We start from the raw sequence: 17294 nt of genomic DNA, 5'->3' as shown, positions 1-17294 counted from the left end.
CCGCGGCGGCGCGCGCGGATGCAATGAGCGTCGCTGCAACCCGTTCTTGGCTTTACGCCACCCCTTCTACGGGAGAGCCCGCAACGCCTCTGGGAATGCGTTCTAGCTGTTGAGTTCCGGCACCGAATTAGGCTGCGGCGACCATCTCTCTCACAGTGCTGATAACCCGACTGTGATCGTATGGCTTGCTGAAGAACCGCCCCTCTACTGGCAGGATTTCGTCACTCAGGTCGTGATGGCCTGATGTAACGATGATTTGGACGGGCGGCCATCGGTCGCGTACCGCAGCGGCAAGCTTCAGACCATCCATTGATCCTGGCATGTCTATATCGGTGAACATTAGCCGGATCTCTCTGTGGACATTCAGGATTTCTATCGCAGCGTCCGCGTCAGAGGCTTCGAAGACCGTGAACCCCTCGTCCTCGAGCGACACTACGATGGCCAAGCGGACGAGAACCTCATCCTCAACCACAAGAACCGCCGCGCCGACATCAGACATCTCAACGCTCCCCGCTCCAACCGCGAGCACCTCTCGCGTCGGCCTAGAGCAGGTAACCCTTGGGCGGCTGGATGGATCCACCCTTCGGAAAAAATTGCAGATGGCCCTCAAACGATCTTCGAATCCGGCATCAGCCGCGAAACCGGACCCTCGGCGCTGCACTGAAAGCCTGCTGCGCCGAACGTCATGGTCGGCGCCGTGCCTAATAGTGAGCCCAGCGCAGAGCGCACATAGCGTGTTCCATATCCCTGACGGGCCGGTGGCCGTACGGGCGGGCCATCTGACTCCGTCCAGTAGATGGAAAAGACCGGCTCTTTGATGCCAGCGATGGCCCAGGAAACCTTCACCTTTCCGTCTGGAAGCGATAGCGCGCCATATTTGATCGCATTTGTCGTCAGTTCGTGCAGACAAAGAGCGAGCATCGTGCCCGCCTCGCGGGTGACTGCCAGGTCGGGACCGGTGAATTCGATACGATTTAGACCGTTGCTGTTGTAAGGGGCCACCGTCAGGCTGACAATCGATAGGAGTGAAATCTCCTCGCCGCCGGCTTCAAATACTGCGGTATGAACGTTGGAAAGCGCCTCCAGCCTACCGGTGAATTCCCGGGCGAGATCATCGACCGTCGCCGCTCGCCGTTTGGTCATCTGGAAAATCGAGGTAACGCTGGCGAGGATGTTTTTCACCCGGTGATTGAGCTCGAGCCGCAACTCTCGCTCGCGCTCAAAGGCGTCGCGAACCTGTCGTTGCCGGAGGCGCACCAGCAGATTTGACTGCAGGACATTCACAAGTTCCAACGGAGCGATCGGCCTCATGTGGAACAGAAGGCGTGACCCCGGCCATGACGACTGCAGCCGACTGCGAATTGCTGCGAGCGGCGCGGACCGCTCCAGAAGGATAATGATCGGCACCTCCGACCAGTCAGGCTGAGCCGAAAGGTGTTCGGCGATCTTTGCTACCGTGTTCGGATCAAGCGCCTCGTTCGTGACGACGATTATGGCGGGATCCAATAGAAGATGTCGGCTCAAATCATCATCGTCCTTGGCCGCAACGACGCCGATTTTTTGCTCCCGCAAAAAAGCGGCGATGTAGTCGGCATCCCGGCGAAAAGGAGCCAGGACCAGCACCCAGTCTAGTTCGCTTTCGCTTTGACTTTCGTTCATTTGGGGTCTGGGAGGGGATTATAGGCGACGACGCTGACACTGCCGCTTTCGATGATCAATTCCCTCACGTTCAAGTCGTGCGGACCGTGGCGTTTCTTGACCACGGTGATGTTCCGCCGCAGTCGTCCTTCATGTTCGACGATCCTGAGCAACAAGACAGTGTCCCCCAGGAAACTGACATCGACATCGATGCCAACATTCTGCCCAAGAAGGCCGTGTTGCGCCACAATAAGCATGGTCAACACGCCTGATCGAGACAGGTATTTTAGAAGGGACTGGATATCGCGGACGGCTTTGTCGCGGTGCGGCAGGGAATTGAGGTAACCGGTCAGGCTGTCGATCACTACGACCTTCGACTTGCTCTGCGTCACCGCATCTTGAACGATCTGACCGAATTCCCCTGGCGAAATTTCGTTCGGATTGAAGTCGCGCAGGATCAGTTTGCCGTCTCTGTGGAACTGCCTGAGTTCCATGCCAAGGCCCTCCGATCGGCGAAAAAACGTCTCAAGCCGTTCCTCGAAGAGGAAGAGTGCGACGTTTTCCCCGCGCTCAAGCGCCGCCGTCGCATAAAGAGACGACATGGTCGACTTTCCGGTTCCGGACTGCCCGATCACCAAGGTCGTCGTTCCGGCCTCCTGACCACCGCCGAACATTTCGTCGAGCTCGGCGACCCCTGATTTGATCAGCGGCGGCTTGCCGCTGTCCGATGCCGTGTTCGGCATGATGCGGGGGAAAACCACGACACCTTCCCCCTCACGAATCGCCATGTCGTGATATCCATCGGCAACCGGCACGCCGCGCATCTTGGAGATTTCGACGCGGCGGCGCACGCCGCCATATTCTTCCAGGGATTTGTCGAGCCGGATGACGCCGTGAGCGAGGCCCTCAACCTCCTCACCGCTGCGGTCGTATCCCGCCGTTTGCGTATCGAGCAGCAATGCCACGACATTACGTTTGGCAAGAAATGCCTTGAAGGCAATAAGTTCGCGGCGGAAGCGGGGCGAATCTCCGGTGATGAGCCGAATTTCAAGCAAGGAGTCATAGACGAGACGGCGGGGCTTGTGTTCCTCGATGGCAGCCTCGATGGCTTTTCTGGTCTCATCCAACCTGAGGTCGGAAGTCATGAAGATGCTCTGCTCATCAGCCTCATTGACCGAGCCAGACGTCGCGAGCTCTTCGACACGGATGCCGTCGAGCGTCCAGCTATGGGATAAGGCGATGGCGTTGAGTTCGGCGGCTGTCTGCGACAGCGTCACGTAGACGCAGCTTTCGCCCAATTCGACACCGGCGCGCAAAAACTGCAGTGCAGCAGTCGTCTTGCCGGAACCCGGAGCGCCCTGAAGCATATACAGGTTGGACGGGGGGAGGCCACCGCGAAGGATTTCATCCAATCCTGATATTCCGGTGCTGACAACAGAGGGAGCTTTCCGATTGGGCATAGTCACGTTCCGTTGCAAATGTTCGGGCGGCGTCGATGGGACGGGAGACGCCACTGCTTTATATTTGTCTTCCCCCAAACATCAATAGAATGAAACATGGCTGCAGGTCCCTCAGCACTCAAGGTTGGCTGACCGGAATTGCACACACCGGCCCAGGCTTGAAGATCCAAGTAACCATTCCCAGATTTTCAAGATCAAAACGCTTAGAAAGGAGACAGTGATGACAAGCACATTGTTTGACAGACCGCTCTTCCTTAAGCGAGGCCACCACATTCAGGAAGTGGCAAGTCTGGAAGACGTATTTGACCTGCTTGATGACTGGCCAGCCGAAAGACGAGGCATGACCTATGAGGTGCTGGTGAAAGCCTGCCGACTGGCGGCACAAGGGATTTTCCCGTTGAACTCCATTCGTGAAAATGTTCGGCGGTATCTCATCAAGGAACGGGCTCTTGCAAACATCGAGGAACTTCCGGTGATCGCGGAGAGGGTTACCTCCCGCCGCTTGACCTCCTAGACTGCGGCATCGCAAAAATGTTCGAGGCCCGGAGAAATCCAAAGCAGGTCGTCATTTACCTGTAGGCAGGCTGGGGCTGACTATCGTTGGCCAGCACGAGGCTGGCCGGTGTCTCCGGCCCCTCGTTTTCAGATACGATGGCCGAGATGTAGTTCAACGCGTTTTTCATACCGTTCATCGTGTAAGGCTTTTCGATCGCGCCAAGCGCACCTGCAAAGTCGGGCGGCAACCGCTTGATGTTACCGGTAACGAAGACGAAGGGAATGCCTGCAGCGGCTAACGAGACGCCGATGTCTATTCCGGTCGGTCCGTCCATCAGCTGAACGTCGACGAAAGCGAAATCCGGTTCTTGGGACGCAAGTAGCTCGTGCGCCTGTCTGCTGTTCATCGCGATACCAGCGACCTCATGTCCGGCCGCTTCGACCTCGCTTTCGAGCTCCATGGCGGGCAGCACTTCGTCCTCGACGATCATGACATTCAATTCCCGCTCTCCTGATGTTCGTCGACCAGCAGTGTGACCTCAACCACTGTCCTGCTGCCCTCAACCTGGCGTTCGATGCTGGCTGCAAGTTGCCGGGCCGATGCTTCCAGAAGAAGCCGTCCAAACTCGGCGGCTTCCGCGTCCGGCTGGACAGGAGTCGAGTATCCTCGACCCGGATGACAAAGTGGCCCTGCATACGTTTTACGTCGACGTGGATCGCACCGCCGCCGTCGCTGAGACCCCTGTTGACCGCGTCTCCTACGAGCTCGTTGACGATCAGCGACAGGGGTGTCGCATTGACGGCTGGAACAAGGAGCGGCGCCAGTCGAGCGTCAGCCGGATGTCATTTCGTCCCACGCCGCCGACAAGATCAGTGACCAGTTCGCGGATGAAATCCGCGACGTCGAAGCGGGCAATGTCGTCAAGCGTGAAAAGTTTTCGCTGCACGGTGTTCAGAGCTTCTATCCTGTTGAGCACCGACATCAGCGTCTGCCTTTTGACCTCATCCATCGTGAACCGCGCCTGCAGTTTGACGATCGACGCCATGGTCAGGCGCGGCTGCTGGCCGTGTCACGCGTGTGCCATCCGGGCATCCGGAAGCCGCGCATGCGATCAACGCCCGCAAGAAGGGCAAGGCCGTCGACAAGGCGGTGGTCTACCCCGCCGTCGATGACGGCGTGAAGGGTGTGGCTTTCGTCGAAGCCTGCGTCGCGTCTTCGAAGAAGAACGGCGCCTGGGTCGAGCTCTAGAGACACGCCATGTGGTTCCATAAATCGGTGTTACCCCGCAAAACTTTCCTTTCCGCAGCTGGCGAAAGTGAGAGGTAGGTCGGCGGTTCGAACCGGTTCAAGACCGGCGTTATCTCACTTCTTGGTCACGCCGCTCATGCGTTTGGTCAAAAATCCTCCACGGGCCGTCGCCGTTGGCAGAACTCGGCTATTCTACTCAAGCGATCCAGGAGCGAACTTTGGTCATGATGCGCCCGCAGGCCAGTCTTGGCCTATTGCCTCATTGGCCTGCTCATGAGGTTGACACCACCTTGATATCGCCCCGGCGATCGATGACGTCGACGACCACACCCCGCCCCGATCGACACAGTGCGACGTCAACCGAGCAATTCGAAAGCCGCAGGTTCCGCAGCATGACATCCTCCAGGAAAGATGGCAGGGTAGGCTCGCCAAAACTGACCTGCCGACCATGCGGGTCGAAGTCCAGGCCCAAGCACGATTGCAGCAGTGACAGAGGAGCCGCTGCTGCCCAAGCTTGCGGAGCACAGGCGACCGGATAGAAGGTCGGCCCCTGAGCCCGCTGGCGCGACATTCCGCAAAAGAGTTCTGGAAGTCGGCGCAGGTCGATATAGGTCGACGCAGCGAACAAGCCCTCGAAGATCCGCGCCGCTTCAGCGCGGTAGCCGTAGCGTGCAAGGCCGCTGGCGATCATGGCGTTGTCATGCGGCCAGATCGAGCCGTTGTGATAGCTCATCGGATTGTAGCGAGCCTCGGTCGAGGGGATGGTGCGGACGCCCCAGCCGCAGAAGGAAGAAGCCCCCATCAACGTGCGAGCGACCACTTCGGCCCGTTCCGGGTAGGCAATGCCGGTAAACAATGAATGGCCGGCATTCGAGGAGCGAACCCGGCAGGGGCGCTTGTCTCCGTCGAGCGCCAGTACATAGGTGCCAATCTCCTCGTCGAAAAAACTGATGTCGAAGAGACGGCGCAAGGCATCTGCTCTTGCAAGGAATTTCGCCGCCCGCTCGGGCCGGCCAAGCCGTCTAAAAATCTCGGCTCCCGCCTGCCAAGCGCCATAGACGTACGCTTGAACCTCAGCAATCGCGATTGGTCCTTTGGCAAGCATTCCGTCAGCATGGAAGACAGAATCGTGGCTGTCCTTCCATGCCTGGTTGATCAGCCCTTCTTCGGTCAGCCTCCCATACTCGACGAATCCGTCTCCGTCGCGATCGCCGTGCTCGTCGATCCAGGTCAGCGCCGCCTCGATATTGGGCAGGATAGTTTCGAGGGTGGCAAGGTCGTCGGTCCGCTCGAGATATTCCCCTGCCAGCATCACGAACAGTGGCGTCGCATCGATGCTGCCGTAATAGCGGCGGAAAGGAACCTCGCCGAGCTCGGCCATTTCGCCGTAGCGCACCTCGTGCAAAATCTTGCCGGGCTCTGCATCCGCGGCCGGATTGAATTCCGTCGCCTGATTGGCCGCCAGATGGCAAAGAACACCGCGCGCAATCTCCGGGTCTAGCCACAAGGTCTGGAGGGCTGTGATGAGGGCATCGCGGCCGAAGACTGTGCTGAACCACGGGATACCGGCATAGGGATAAGGGCCTTCCGGCGTGTCCGTCATCAGCATGTACAGGTCGGAGACACTGCGTCGTGCCACCTCGTTGAATATCTCGTTCGACGTGACAATCGACGCCGCACGCGAGGACGACGATCGCAACGCGCGGCGGGCGTCCCGGAGAGCAAGGAAAAAGGAAAGGTAGTTTGATTCACAGGCTTCAGCTTGGTCGCAGCCGACCTCGATAAACAGCGATCGGGTTTCGTGGGGTGCAAGGCGAAGATCATAAACGGCAAGATCGCTGGCCAACCTAGCAGGAACAGGGTCGAAAGACAGACGCGTCGTGCGTTTTCGTACGTCGAGTCCCAGATAGGAAATAAGTATGCTGCCCGTCTCGATCACGGCTGGGAGGGAGCGCCCCCTCCTTGCCCTGACGGTTCCCCGGACCTCGAAAAGGTCGGCGAAATCCGCCCCAAATACGATCTCGATACGGACTTGCTGAGGCCGCTCGTCATAGTTCTTGACCGTCAGCCGCTCATAGCAGCGACTATTCCAAAGGAAGCGGGTCCTGCGCAGATGGATAAGGTCATGCGCGAGGGTAAGCTTGCCCTTGTCATCGAAGAGGTCCGGATTGGTGAGGTCACAGGTCAGCGTCGCGTTATCGTCGCGAAGTGACGACGACAGCAGGATCGGCCGCTTGCCGTTGATCGTCAGGGAGAGGTGCGAGAGATATCGCGTGTCCCGGTGAAACAGGCCTTCCGGGCTGCCGGGCCCCGAAAGCGCGTCGCCGTTATGGTCGAAGACAGCGAAAGTATCGCCGTGTTTCAAGGTGCGCGGCCGCCGCTCCTGTAGCGAAGCGGTGGCCGGAATGAAAAACTGCGCAACAGGCGACGACTGCGTTGATGTCGCCGGCACCCCGTTGGTGGTTGTCAGCGCGATCGACATGGCTTCTCCCTATGCGACGACTTGCAGATCAGGAACCGTCCTGTTGGGCCGGCGCATGCGTGCGGCCTCGGTGCGCCCCCCCGGAAGACTGCGATAGATATCGAGATAGTCGGACGCCATGCGCTTTGCCGAGAAACGCTTCTCAAAGGTCTCGCGCACTTTGCGGCGATCCATTCTCAGCGCCCATTCGACGTTTTCCACCGCTTCCGCGACTGAATCGACAATGATACCGGAGACCCCCTGGTCGATCACTTCAGGCACCGAGCCGCAGTTGAAGGCAATGACAGGTGTCCCGCATGCCATGGCTTCGATCATGACCAACCCGAAAGGCTCAGGCCAGTCGATTGGGAAGAGCAGGGCACCCGCATTGCCCAGTAACTCCGCCTTCTGACGTTCGTTGATCTCGCCGATGAACTCGATATTCGGATGGCTCTTGACCATCGGCTCAATAACCGCTTGCCAGTATGCTTTGTCCGCATTGTCGATCTTCGCAGCCATCTTCAGTGGCATTCCGACTTTCGCCGCGATCTGGATCGCCCGGTCCGGTCGCTTTTCCGGCGAGATGCGGCCTAGGAAGGCCAAATAGTTTCCTTTTGGCTGCGCGGTGAAGGGCAGGCCATCCGCAGCAAGCCCGTGATAGACCGTCCCGGCCCAGTTAACCGGCGGCATGGGCCGGCGCTGGTCATTGGAGATCGACACAAGCGGAATATCGGGGAACGCCTTGTAGAAGGGCCGGAGATCCGGCAGGTCCAGCCGCCCGTGCAGCGTCGTGACGGTGCGATGGGCAAAATCGCGGATCAGCGGGAAATGCAAGAGATCGATATGAAAGTGAAGGACGTCAAATTCGTGCGCCCGGCGGCGGACCTCTTCCAGCATCACCACCTGATGCGGCAAGTGGTCCATGACCGCCGGATTGAGCCGCAAAGCGACGTCCGAGCAGGGCACCAGCCTGGCATTGGTGACGGAATCGCCGGTGGCAAAGAGGGTGACGTCGTGACCCTGCCGAACCAGCTCGTCCGTCAGGTATGAAACAATACGCTCGGTGCCGCCGTACAGCTTGGGCGGGACACTTTCAGCAAGTGGCGCGATCTGGGCGATCTTCATCGGCAAAACCTCCTCAATTGAGCAAAGAGTCGACGGTAAAAATCAGATCCGCATCCTCGGTAAAAGGCATGCGGCAGATTAAGCGGTTTCTACATTTCCAATGGCTGCCGGCGGCGGTCTCCTCTCCAGTAGCTACACAGGCCCAGGCCACTGAGCCGGCGTGCTTGTGGTCTGCGGTGATGGCCACTCTGGACGTTGGAGGCAACTGATAACCCTTGCTCTCCAGTGCGCATATCGTCCTCGTCCAAATATTTCAGCGCTTGGATGATCTCGTCATAGGAGACCGCCTCGGCCGTGCCGGGGTAATGTCGGAGGGCCGGTACGGATTCGATTGCGAACATATCCGATGCCCACGAAGCGAGAATAGCCCGCTTCTCTTGCTTGCCAATGTCCTCGGCGGCAAGCACCTCACGCGGGTGAGTGAAATGCTTGGCCGGATGCAGCAACTGGACGGCACTGATGGCCGCGGTGGCTTGCTCCGGAAGGGCGTTATCGATGTCCTTTCTCATAGTTTGGCTCCATTGATGTTGCTCGACGGAACGGGTGGTACGGAAAATGTGAGGGAAGGCTCGCTGTGGCGGACTGCGCGAGCCTTCCCATCGGCCTTAGAAGTCCATGCCGGCGCCAGCGGGTACCGCCGGAGCGGCGTCCTTCTTCGGCTTCTCGGCGATCATGGCTTCGGTCGTCACCAGCAGACCGGCGACCGAGGCGGCATCCTGCAGCGCGGTGCGCACGACCTTTGCCGGGTCGATAACACCCTGCGTATAAAGATCGCCGTATTCGCCGGTCTGGGCGTTCCAACCGAAGGAGAGATCAGTCTTTTCGCGCAGCTTGCCGACGATGATTGAACCTTCGGCTCCGGCGTTCTCTGCGATCTGGCGGACTGGCGCCTCGATCGCGCGGCGGACGATGTCGATCCCGACACGCTGATCGTCGTTGGCCGTGGGAAGCCCGTCCAGTGCCTTGGCCGCACGCAGCAGGGCGACACCGCCACCCGGCAGGATACCTTCCTCGACGGCAGCACGGGTGGCATGCAGTGCGTCATCGACTCGGTCTTTCTTCTCTTTCACTTCCACTTCGGTGGAACCACCGACACGGATCACGGCCACACCGCCAGCGAGCTTGGCAAGACGCTCCTGCAGCTTCTCGCGATCATAATCGGACGCCGTTTCCTCGATCTGGGCACGAATCTGGGCAACACGGCCGTCAATCTCCGACCTGGAGCCGACACCATCGATGATGGTGGTGTTTTCCTTCTCGATCGCCACCTTCTTGGCGCGGCCGAGCATCTCAAGCGTGACGTTTTCCAGCTTGATGCCCACGTCTTCGGAAATGACAGTGCCGCCCGTCAGGATCGCGATATCTTCCAGCATGGCCTTGCGGCGGTCACCGAAGCCAGGCGCCTTGACCGCAGCGATCTTCAGGCCGCCACGCAGTTTGTTGACGACGAGTGTTGCGAGCGCTTCCCCTTCCACGTCCTCGGCAATGATCAGCAGAGGCTTACCCGATTTCACCACAGCCTCCAACACTGGCAGCATTACCTGGAGATTGGAGAGCTTCTTCTCGTGGATGAGAATATATGGCTCTTCGAACTCGACCCGCATCTTGTCCTGGTTGGTGACAAAATAGGGGGACAGATAACCGCGGTCGAACTGCATGCCTTCGACGACTTCCAGCTCGGTTTCGGCGGTCTTGGCTTCCTCGACGGTGATGACGCCTTCGTTGCCGACCTTTTCCATCGCCTCGGCGAGATATTTGCCGATCTCCTCGTCGCCATTGGCTGAGATGGTGCCGACCTGGGCGATTTCGGAGTTGCTGGTGATCTTGCGGGCATTCGCCTTCAGTTCCTTGACGACGGCGTCAACGGCAATGTCGATACCGCGCTTCAGGTCCATCGGGTTCATGCCGGACGCCACCGCCTTGGCGCCTTCCTTGACGATCGCCTGGGCAAGAACAGTCGCGGTGGTGGTGCCGTCACCGGCCAGATCATTGGTTTTCGATGCCACCTCGCGCAGCATCTGGGCGCCCATGTTCTCGAACTTGTCTTCGAGTTCGATTTCCTTGGCGACGGAAACGCCGTCCTTGGTGATGCGTGGTGCACCGAACGACTTATCGATGACGACGTTGCGACCCTTCGGGCCGAGCGTCACCTTCACGGCATTGGCGAGAACGTCGACACCGCGCAACATGCGTTCACGGGCATCGGTGTTGAATTTGACTTCTTTCGCAGCCATTTGTTCACTCCTTCGATAGGCAGCTTTCTTGACTAATGCGCTGAGAACGCGTCAGGCGGCAATCTTTTCGGCGGCCTGGGCCTCGATAATGCCCATGACATCGCTTTCCTTCATGATCAGCAGGTCCTCGCCGTTGATCTTGATCTCGGTGCCGGACCATTTGCCGAACAAAATGCGATCGCCGGGCTTGACGTCGAGCGGCTGGATTTGGCCGGCGTCATTGCGGGCGCCGGACCCGACGGCGATGACTTCGCCTTCCTGCGGCTTTTCCTTGGCAGTATCAGGAATAATAATTCCGCCTCTGGTCTTTTCTTCGGATTGGACCCGGCGGACGAGAATGCGATCGTGAAGCGGTCTGAACGACATGTTTTCCTCCATGGACAAACAAGATGACGTTAATCCCCGAGCCGGACCGGATGACCAGTTCGGGCGGGTGCGAAGCCTCTCTGAGCACTTCGCGCAGAAAATTTATTTTCGAGATTTTCCGATTTCAAGAGGCTCTTGAAGGAAAATTAGCACTCTCCCGCGTCGGCTGCTAACATGCTGGAACGGAACAATAAATGAAGTCAAAAGTTCGCAAATTGATTGATGACACAGCGGACTTGCGTCATCCTTCCGCCCGTTATGAAAAGGAGATGAAGCATGCAGTTTTCTTCGGATCTTGAGCGGCAACTCAACGGTTATGGACTCACCACAGCGCATATCCTATATCGCGTTCCCGATTTCGAAACCGTCCTGCAGACCTATGTCTGGCAGGACTACGATCTGGCGCCGGATTTCCCCCACATGCAGAAGTTCCTCGACTATTGGCAGGCCAATCTCGATGGGCCTCTGCACTCAGTCCGGTATACGCATCAGCGTCTCGTCGGTCCGAACGAATGGCGGCGCGTCGACGGCGAATTCAAGCTGCACTGACTGTTGAATGCCGATTTTTCTCTTCCTAATTCTCCGGGCGATCGAGGCTCGACGAGCTCGGTCGCTAACGAACGTCTGTTAGAGTGAGACGGATATGGAAGAGCAGATCAGGAATATAGGGGACCTCAGCATCGAGGAACGGGAAGACGTCTTCGTCGACGTCGCTACTGCCCTCGAGGGCACGGCACGTGAAGCCTTTGTTGAAGGTAACCGCCACTTAGCAGCGCTTTCCGCCAATATGGCGCAAGCGATCCGCGTCAACGCCGATGAGCTGGCGCGCGACGATTTGAGAAATACCGAGCGCATTTTACAGCAAGCAGCCGCCATGATTTCGCAGTTCAACGCGATGCACCCGTATCGTATTGTCAGTCACGCCGTCCACTAGGCGCTGCTTCATTGATCCAGGCGCAGGCCTGGGCGGTTCCTCTGAAGTGCAAGAATGCGGCGGCGGTAAGAGCTATAACGAACGGGCGTCAAAATCTTTATCCAGGGCGGCACGCAAGCGTTGCTTCACCGCTGGAGCCTCGTTGCCCACAGCCGAGATGAGGTCGCGCGCATGATCATGCGAAGACCGTGAAGCTGATCGCCGCGATCCATGATGACGTCGATGCCGGCCTCGTTGACGCCACGCCGTTTGTCAGGTCCAGGATCAGCCGGGCGCGGGCGAGATCTGCATCCCGGAACTGGCACCGCTTCTTCACCCGCGACGGTGACGACATCCGCCTTGAACTGCCAGTCCCGCTTAGCGAAGCCGTGCTCGGAGGCAAGGTACGCGTGACGACACCCTCCGGTCCCGTTGATCTGGCGCTGCCGCCCAATTCCAGCAGCGGCAAGGTCTTGCGCATCAAGGGCAAGGGTGTGTCGCGCGGGAATGGCGGCGCCGGCGACGTCTATGTGACTTTGAAGATCGTGCTGCCCAACGGTCCCGACGAAGAGCTAGCCAGCTTCATGAAACGCCGGTGAAGCTGCGCTCAGCCAATTTCACTCGGTGGGCATTCGCCTGTCGAGTTTGAATCAGTGAGGAGTTGGCCTGCCTCGCGATACCCATCTACTTTGGCCGTGTGATGCCTCGACTTTTACACGTCAAGCATACTGGCCGCCTCGTTTTTCTGACCCCACATGTCGACATTCAGTCAGTGAATCGGTTCAGCTGGAAAAATCCCCCATCCGCCCAGTCGTGCTGCGTCTGGCTGGCTCGGGCGCATCTCGAACCGGGCGCTCCAAGGTTGGAGCGTTGCCATTTATCATCGGGCACGTCACATTGCCGCCGCTACAGGAGGAGTTCGATGCACACTGGAAGCGCCAAAGCAGACCGGAACCTTGCCGGACGCAGGGAATGGATCGGCGTGTGCGTGCTCTCGATTGCCTGTCTCATCTATTCGATGGATCTGTCCATCCTGTTCCTGGCTATTCCTGCGATCGTCGCAGATCTCGACCCGTCGGTCTCCGAACTCCTTTGGATCAATGACATCTACGGCTTCATGGTAGCCGGCTTCCTGGTTACGATGGGCACGTTGGGAGATCGGATCGGTCGTCGCCGCGTGCTGCTGATAGGAGCCGCCGCCTTCGGCGTCGCCTCGGCGCTTGCGGCCTTTTCTACTACCGCACAACAGCTCATCGTGTCGCGGGCGTTCCTCGGCATTGCCGGGGCGACGATCGCACCTTCGACATTGTCTCTGATTGTCAACCTATTCACCAATGAGGCGGAGCGTAACCGTGCCATCGGCATTTGGGGCACCGCTTTCGCCCTCGGTGGCCTGATCGGGCCGCTTCTGGGCGGCTTTCTGCTGCAATATTTCCACTGGGGCGCTGTTTTTCTCATCAACATCCCAGTCATGTTCATCCTGCTGATCGCAGCTCCCATCCTGCTACCGGAATACAAGAGCGAGGACGGCGCCAGGCTTGACCTCCTGAGCGTACTACTGTCGCTTGCTACCGTGCTGCCAATCATCTACGGCTTCAAGCACGTGGCCGCAGACGGTTTTGACATTCGTCATCTACTGCCCATAGGCGGCGGGCTCGTTGTCGGCTGGCTGTTCTTGCGCCGTCAGAAAAAGCTGCCAGATCCCCTGATCGATCTGAAGCTCTTTGCTCTGCCCGCCTTCACGGCCTCGCTTCTGGTAAACCTTGCCGGGATGTTCTTCGTGTTCGGCGTCTTTCTCTATCAGAACCTGTTCCTCCAGTTCGTGCTTGGCCTCACACCGCTCGAAGCGGCCCTCTGGTCGGTTCCCTCGTCAATCGTCTTCACAGTCATGTCCTTGCAAGCCTATCGGTTCACCAACCATTTCGGCCCGGTCCGCACCGTATTGCTGGGCCTGGTGATAAACTCTGCGGGCATGTTGCTTATGTCGGTCGCCGCCTATTGCGAAAGCCTATTCGGAGTTCTCGGCGCAACCATGGTGATCGCCGTCGGTTTCGTGCCGGTCGTGCTGACGACAACCGGCCTAATCGTCGGAAGCGCGCCGCCCGAAAATTCGGGCTCCGCTTCGGCGATTTCAGAGACAAGTGCCGAATTCGGAGGCGCCCTCGGCATCGCATTGCTCGGCAGCCTCGGCACCTTGATCTATCGCATGCTGATGGCCGGGGTGAATGTTGCCGGGCTCGATGCCGCTGAGAGGGCAGCGGTGAAAACGACGATCGGTGGCGCCGTCGAAACCGCAAGGGCGCTTCAAGACAGCGCTGTCCCGGCCTGGCTCGAAGCGGCCCGCCAGTCTTTCTCAATGGGCTTTGCTAGCTGTTGCCTACTTGCGACGGTGACGCTGCTCGTGCTCGCGGTCATGGCCCGAAAGATCTATGCCCGCGAAAATATCGATGAGCAGACCGTTGCGTCTGCTCATTGAGAAAAAAGTCGTTACCTCGCCTCCACACCGCAATCCGGCGTTGTCGAAGAGTCCGTGGCCATTCATTAGTCAATAAGTCGCGATACGCAGCAAGGGCTGCTTTTTCAGCAACTTAAGAAAAATGGCCGGCGCGCCGTCTGTTCACATTGGTTCAAGACGGCCACCTGGCGGATAGCTGTGCCCGCAGTTTCGTTCCTATCAAGAGCTGTACGCATGCCAAGCGCTATGCACCGCGGGGCCGGTGGCAATTGAGTTAGCGCAGGATGGTCATGACGTCGTCGAGCCCGCAGTCGGCCGCCTGGTAGTTCGCGATTGTCGGTCTTTATGAGAATGGGTCGGCGCAACCGTTCATGTTTGTTCCGCCAACAACCTGATCCGGCTGTCGAACTCGCCACGGTCGACATAAAAGCCCTTGAGCAGCCGGTGACCTGTCATCGGATCGAAAGTGGTTCGGCCATGCAGGATCCGCCTGTTGTCGAAGACGACCATCTCTCCAGGCTTCATTTTGAATGTGATGATATTGGCCGGGTCACGCGTCTCCGCCATGAATCTCCGGTAGGCGGCATAGTAGTCGGCCATCACGGTGTCAGGTATATCGAAGCTGTCCATGAGATGGGCGCTGTAGCGGACATCGAAAACGCGGTCCCGCTCATCAACGCTGACCATCGGTCTATGCACGCGAATATCATATTGGCGATCGTGGAAGCGGTACGGAATTGGTATCGACGTCAGCAGCCGGAACGCCTCGGCGTCCTTACGGCGGACCTTCTCGGCAATCATGTAGGCGTCCGCGAACACGGATTCGCCGCCTTCCGCGCCGTTCCGCACACAGTGAAGGAATTGGTATCCCGGCGGCATCTCCTGGTTCGGAAGGTCGGTATGAAGGGGCAGGGCGTGCGAGGTGTAGGCAAGATTGTTGGGATCGGGAATGGTCTCGACACGGAAAGTCAGGCCGAAATTCGTGCGCCTCAGAAACCCGATGCGTTCCCCGAGTGCCACGCCTGCTTCCTCGTTATCTTCAAGTCCGGTGACCACCGAAAGACCGTGCCTCTTTGTGCTGCAAAGCCATTCAAAGAAGACGCGGTCCTCCGAGAGATCGTCGACAGACACTTTGGGAATGTGTAAGTCCGCTTCCCAGATCTCGGCGGCTATATCGGCGGGGTCGGCTGCGCGTACACCCGGACGATGGCTGTAAAGCCAGTCAGCGGCCAGTGTCGTTCTGTCGTGATCTCCTCGCCAATTGACGTGAACGGCGTCGCCATCGAGCGTGACCGCTTCGGCTGTCAGGTCGAGCGGCACGGACAGCAGATCGAACTGCCGTTCACCGGTCTGTGGGTGGAACCCCTTTGGATCGTTGTCACGCAGGAAGAGGTTTGGATAGAATGACGTGTTGCCGTCAATCCAATGCACGGCGATAACGCGTTCTCGCGCTTCTACACGTTCGATATTCATGAAATTTCTCCGTCGGTTTCAGGATCGCGTATGAACCCGAAATTCAGACGGCGGCGGCCACCAGCCCCCGCGCTTGACATATCCGTATGTGGACACAAGCAGCTTCATGGAACGATTGTTAATCCTCCATGCGCGCGAGGACAATAGATTTCGCGCGATCGTCGTCAGACTCGGTCGAGGACACGATATTCGATTTTCAGCTAGGAGGCGCGACCGTCGGTCATCGCGTCTATGAACTCAGCGAATGTCCGGGCCAGCACCTTAACGTCATTTTGCCAGGGACCGGCGAACGCAGGCGGTCTGACGCCTCTTTCGCCCAACGTGGGAGGTTACGTTTGACGAATGTTCTGTCGACAGCGCTCTGCTGAGGCAGAGGGAACTAGGAGGGGCGGGGACAGCAAGCTCAGTCAAATCGACAAAGAGCCGTGCGCGTTGAAGTTATTAAGATAGCTAGCACCCATCAGATTCATTACACTCGGAATCGGAACAAGGATTCAATACCTTGAAGTCATCGGTGACTGGGGCGCGGATTCGAATCCGTTCAGGACCGTAGACTTACCATCAATGCAATGCGTCGGAGAAGGCGATTTCGGAGGCCAGCGCAATTTGCCTGCATGAGAAAGTGGCCTCGCCTCGCCGAGACTTAAGCAGCCCTTCCTCCCTGCGTCGAATTGAACATCCAATATCTCGGTCCAACTCGCTCTCAATCACCTTTGGCCCCAATCGCCGCGGGCAGATCGGTTTCGATACGAAACAGATCTATCAGCCGGATCCCGGCGTGACCGTCTCTTCATCCCGCTCCGGCAATGTTCCGGCGCCTGGCGTTTTGCTCTCGTCGGTCAGGTGATCTTGAGCATGTGGCCCGGCTTGAGGGTTCTTCTTTGCCTGGTTCAGCTCTTTGTCCGTCCCCTCGATGGCCAACTGGGCCTTCCTGTCCTCGTCCACACGCGGCTCCTTTCATGTTTGCTCGATCATTGGGCTCATTACGGCATTAACAAAGGAGCTGGCTGCGAGTTCCCATGATGACTCGGTTATGGAGGCAACGGCGATGTGTCGGAACACTGTACCGCCACAGTGAAAGGCGCTAACGACTTCTGGAGCCCGCATTGGCCAGGCAGTTCTCGAAGAGACGTTGCGAGGATTGGCCGGCTCGTGTCTCCATTACGATCAGGGCTGTTCCCACCTTGATTTTTCAAACCTGTTTCGCCATTTGATCGGCGCTAATTCGCTTTCCTGGAGAACCCGAGCACATGACAAAGACTGCAGAACAGACCGCTGAAAGCCACGTCTTTGAGGCCGACGTTGCCCGCCTTCTGCACATGATGGTCCACTCCGTTTATTCGGATAGAGATGTGTTTCTGCGTGAGCTGATTTCGAATGCGGCCGATGCCTGCGAGAAACTTCGATATGAGGCGATCGAGACAC

The 17294-nt window shown here is 58.3% G+C and carries 15 protein-coding genes and 3 pseudogenes; 6 read left to right on the top strand and 12 right to left on the bottom strand.

Features of this window, described 5'->3' with window-relative positions:
- Positions 1 to 127: 127 nt before the first annotated feature.
- The 3 genes from HFO71_RS35215 to HFO71_RS35205 all read right to left on the bottom strand — a co-directional run bounded on the left by HFO71_RS35215 (position 128) and on the right by HFO71_RS35205 (position 3098).
- The gene (locus tag HFO71_RS35215) at positions 128 to 499 is read right to left on the bottom strand and encodes a response regulator (RefSeq protein ID WP_168340887.1); all 372 of its coding nucleotides are present in this window, start codon (positions 497 to 499) and stop codon (positions 128 to 130) included.
- Positions 500 to 606: 107 nt separating this feature from the next.
- Positions 607 to 1659 carry a sensor histidine kinase gene (locus tag HFO71_RS35210; RefSeq protein WP_221985491.1) on the bottom strand — a complete coding sequence of 351 codons (1053 nt, stop codon included), beginning with the start codon at positions 1657 to 1659 and terminating at the stop codon, positions 607 to 609.
- Complete coding sequence (locus HFO71_RS35205; RefSeq protein WP_221980691.1) at positions 1656 to 3098, bottom strand: DUF7125 family protein; 1443 nt, start codon at positions 3096 to 3098, stop codon at positions 1656 to 1658. Before HFO71_RS35205 ends, HFO71_RS35210 begins: the two co-directional genes overlap by 4 nt.
- A gap of 220 nt (positions 3099 to 3318) precedes the next feature.
- Between HFO71_RS35205 and HFO71_RS35200 the strand changes: the two genes are divergently transcribed.
- A complete protein-coding gene (locus HFO71_RS35200) occupies positions 3319 to 3612 on the top strand; it encodes a DUF982 domain-containing protein (RefSeq protein WP_221985492.1) in 294 nt (97 codons plus the stop codon).
- A gap of 55 nt (positions 3613 to 3667) precedes the next feature.
- On the opposite strand, the gene HFO71_RS35195 is transcribed toward HFO71_RS35200, so the two are convergent.
- Entirely contained in the window at positions 3668 to 4093 is a 426-nt protein-coding gene (locus tag HFO71_RS35195) for a response regulator (protein WP_221985493.1), read from the bottom strand.
- Positions 4090 to 4645, bottom strand: a pseudogene (locus HFO71_RS36370) (sensor histidine kinase); the annotation flags it as partial. The gene HFO71_RS35195 and the pseudogene HFO71_RS36370, both read right to left, overlap by 4 nt.
- Here HFO71_RS36370 and HFO71_RS35185 point away from each other — a divergent pair.
- A pseudogene (locus HFO71_RS35185) lies at positions 4642 to 4842 on the top strand (gfo/Idh/MocA family oxidoreductase); the annotation flags it as partial. The pseudogenes HFO71_RS36370 and HFO71_RS35185 overlap by 4 nt on opposite strands.
- Before the next feature lie 271 nt (positions 4843 to 5113).
- On the opposite strand, the gene HFO71_RS35180 reads toward HFO71_RS35185, so the two are convergent.
- The 5 genes from HFO71_RS35180 to groES form a co-directional block, all read right to left on the bottom strand.
- On the bottom strand, positions 5114 to 7324 hold the full coding sequence (locus tag HFO71_RS35180) for an amylo-alpha-1,6-glucosidase (RefSeq protein WP_221985494.1): 2211 nt from the start codon (positions 7322 to 7324) through the stop codon (positions 5114 to 5116).
- A gap of 9 nt (positions 7325 to 7333) precedes the next feature.
- The gene (locus HFO71_RS35175; protein ID WP_221985495.1) at positions 7334 to 8428 is read right to left on the bottom strand and encodes a glycosyltransferase family 4 protein; all 1095 of its coding nucleotides are present in this window, start codon (positions 8426 to 8428) and stop codon (positions 7334 to 7336) included.
- 89 nt (positions 8429 to 8517) lie between these two features.
- Positions 8518 to 8937, bottom strand: a complete 420-nt coding sequence (locus tag HFO71_RS35170) for a hypothetical protein (protein ID WP_221961134.1) — start codon at positions 8935 to 8937, stop codon at positions 8518 to 8520.
- Between the two features lie 96 nt (positions 8938 to 9033).
- Complete coding sequence (gene groL / locus HFO71_RS35165) at positions 9034 to 10662, bottom strand: chaperonin GroEL (protein ID WP_221980686.1); 1629 nt, start codon at positions 10660 to 10662, stop codon at positions 9034 to 9036.
- A gap of 51 nt (positions 10663 to 10713) precedes the next feature.
- Positions 10714 to 11028, bottom strand: a complete 315-nt coding sequence (gene groES / locus HFO71_RS35160) for a co-chaperone GroES (protein WP_221980687.1) — start codon at positions 11026 to 11028, stop codon at positions 10714 to 10716.
- Between the two features lie 276 nt (positions 11029 to 11304).
- Here groES and HFO71_RS35155 point away from each other — a divergent pair, with 276 nt between their 5' ends.
- The 4 genes and pseudogenes from HFO71_RS35155 to HFO71_RS35140 all read left to right on the top strand — a co-directional run bounded on the left by HFO71_RS35155 (position 11305) and on the right by HFO71_RS35140 (position 14417).
- Entirely contained in the window at positions 11305 to 11577 is a 273-nt protein-coding gene (locus HFO71_RS35155; RefSeq protein ID WP_025398002.1) for an usg protein, read from the top strand.
- Between the two features lie 94 nt (positions 11578 to 11671).
- Positions 11672 to 11962 carry a hypothetical protein gene (locus tag HFO71_RS35150; protein ID WP_221985496.1) on the top strand — a complete coding sequence of 97 codons (291 nt, stop codon included), beginning with the start codon at positions 11672 to 11674 and terminating at the stop codon, positions 11960 to 11962.
- Between the two features lie 302 nt (positions 11963 to 12264).
- Positions 12265 to 12540 (top strand): annotated as a pseudogene (locus HFO71_RS35145) (DnaJ C-terminal domain-containing protein); the annotation flags it as partial.
- Between the two features lie 323 nt (positions 12541 to 12863).
- On the top strand, positions 12864 to 14417 hold the full coding sequence (locus HFO71_RS35140) for an MFS transporter (protein WP_221985498.1): 1554 nt from the start codon (positions 12864 to 12866) through the stop codon (positions 14415 to 14417).
- A gap of 348 nt (positions 14418 to 14765) precedes the next feature.
- Here the strand turns inward: HFO71_RS35140 and HFO71_RS35135 are convergent, their stop codons facing one another.
- Both HFO71_RS35135 and HFO71_RS35130 read right to left on the bottom strand, forming a co-directional pair.
- Positions 14766 to 15869, bottom strand: a complete 1104-nt coding sequence (locus HFO71_RS35135; protein WP_221984439.1) for a TauD/TfdA family dioxygenase — start codon at positions 15867 to 15869, stop codon at positions 14766 to 14768.
- Between the two features lie 762 nt (positions 15870 to 16631).
- Positions 16632 to 16814, bottom strand: coding sequence for a hypothetical protein (locus HFO71_RS35130; protein WP_017957102.1), 183 nt, complete (start codon positions 16812 to 16814; stop codon positions 16632 to 16634).
- Positions 16815 to 17294: the final 480 nt, after the last annotated feature.

This window comes from Rhizobium laguerreae, from assembly GCF_019778565.1.
GTDB lineage: Bacteria > Pseudomonadota > Alphaproteobacteria > Rhizobiales > Rhizobiaceae > Rhizobium > Rhizobium laguerreae.
This window is presented reverse-complemented; position numbering and strand designations above follow the sequence as displayed.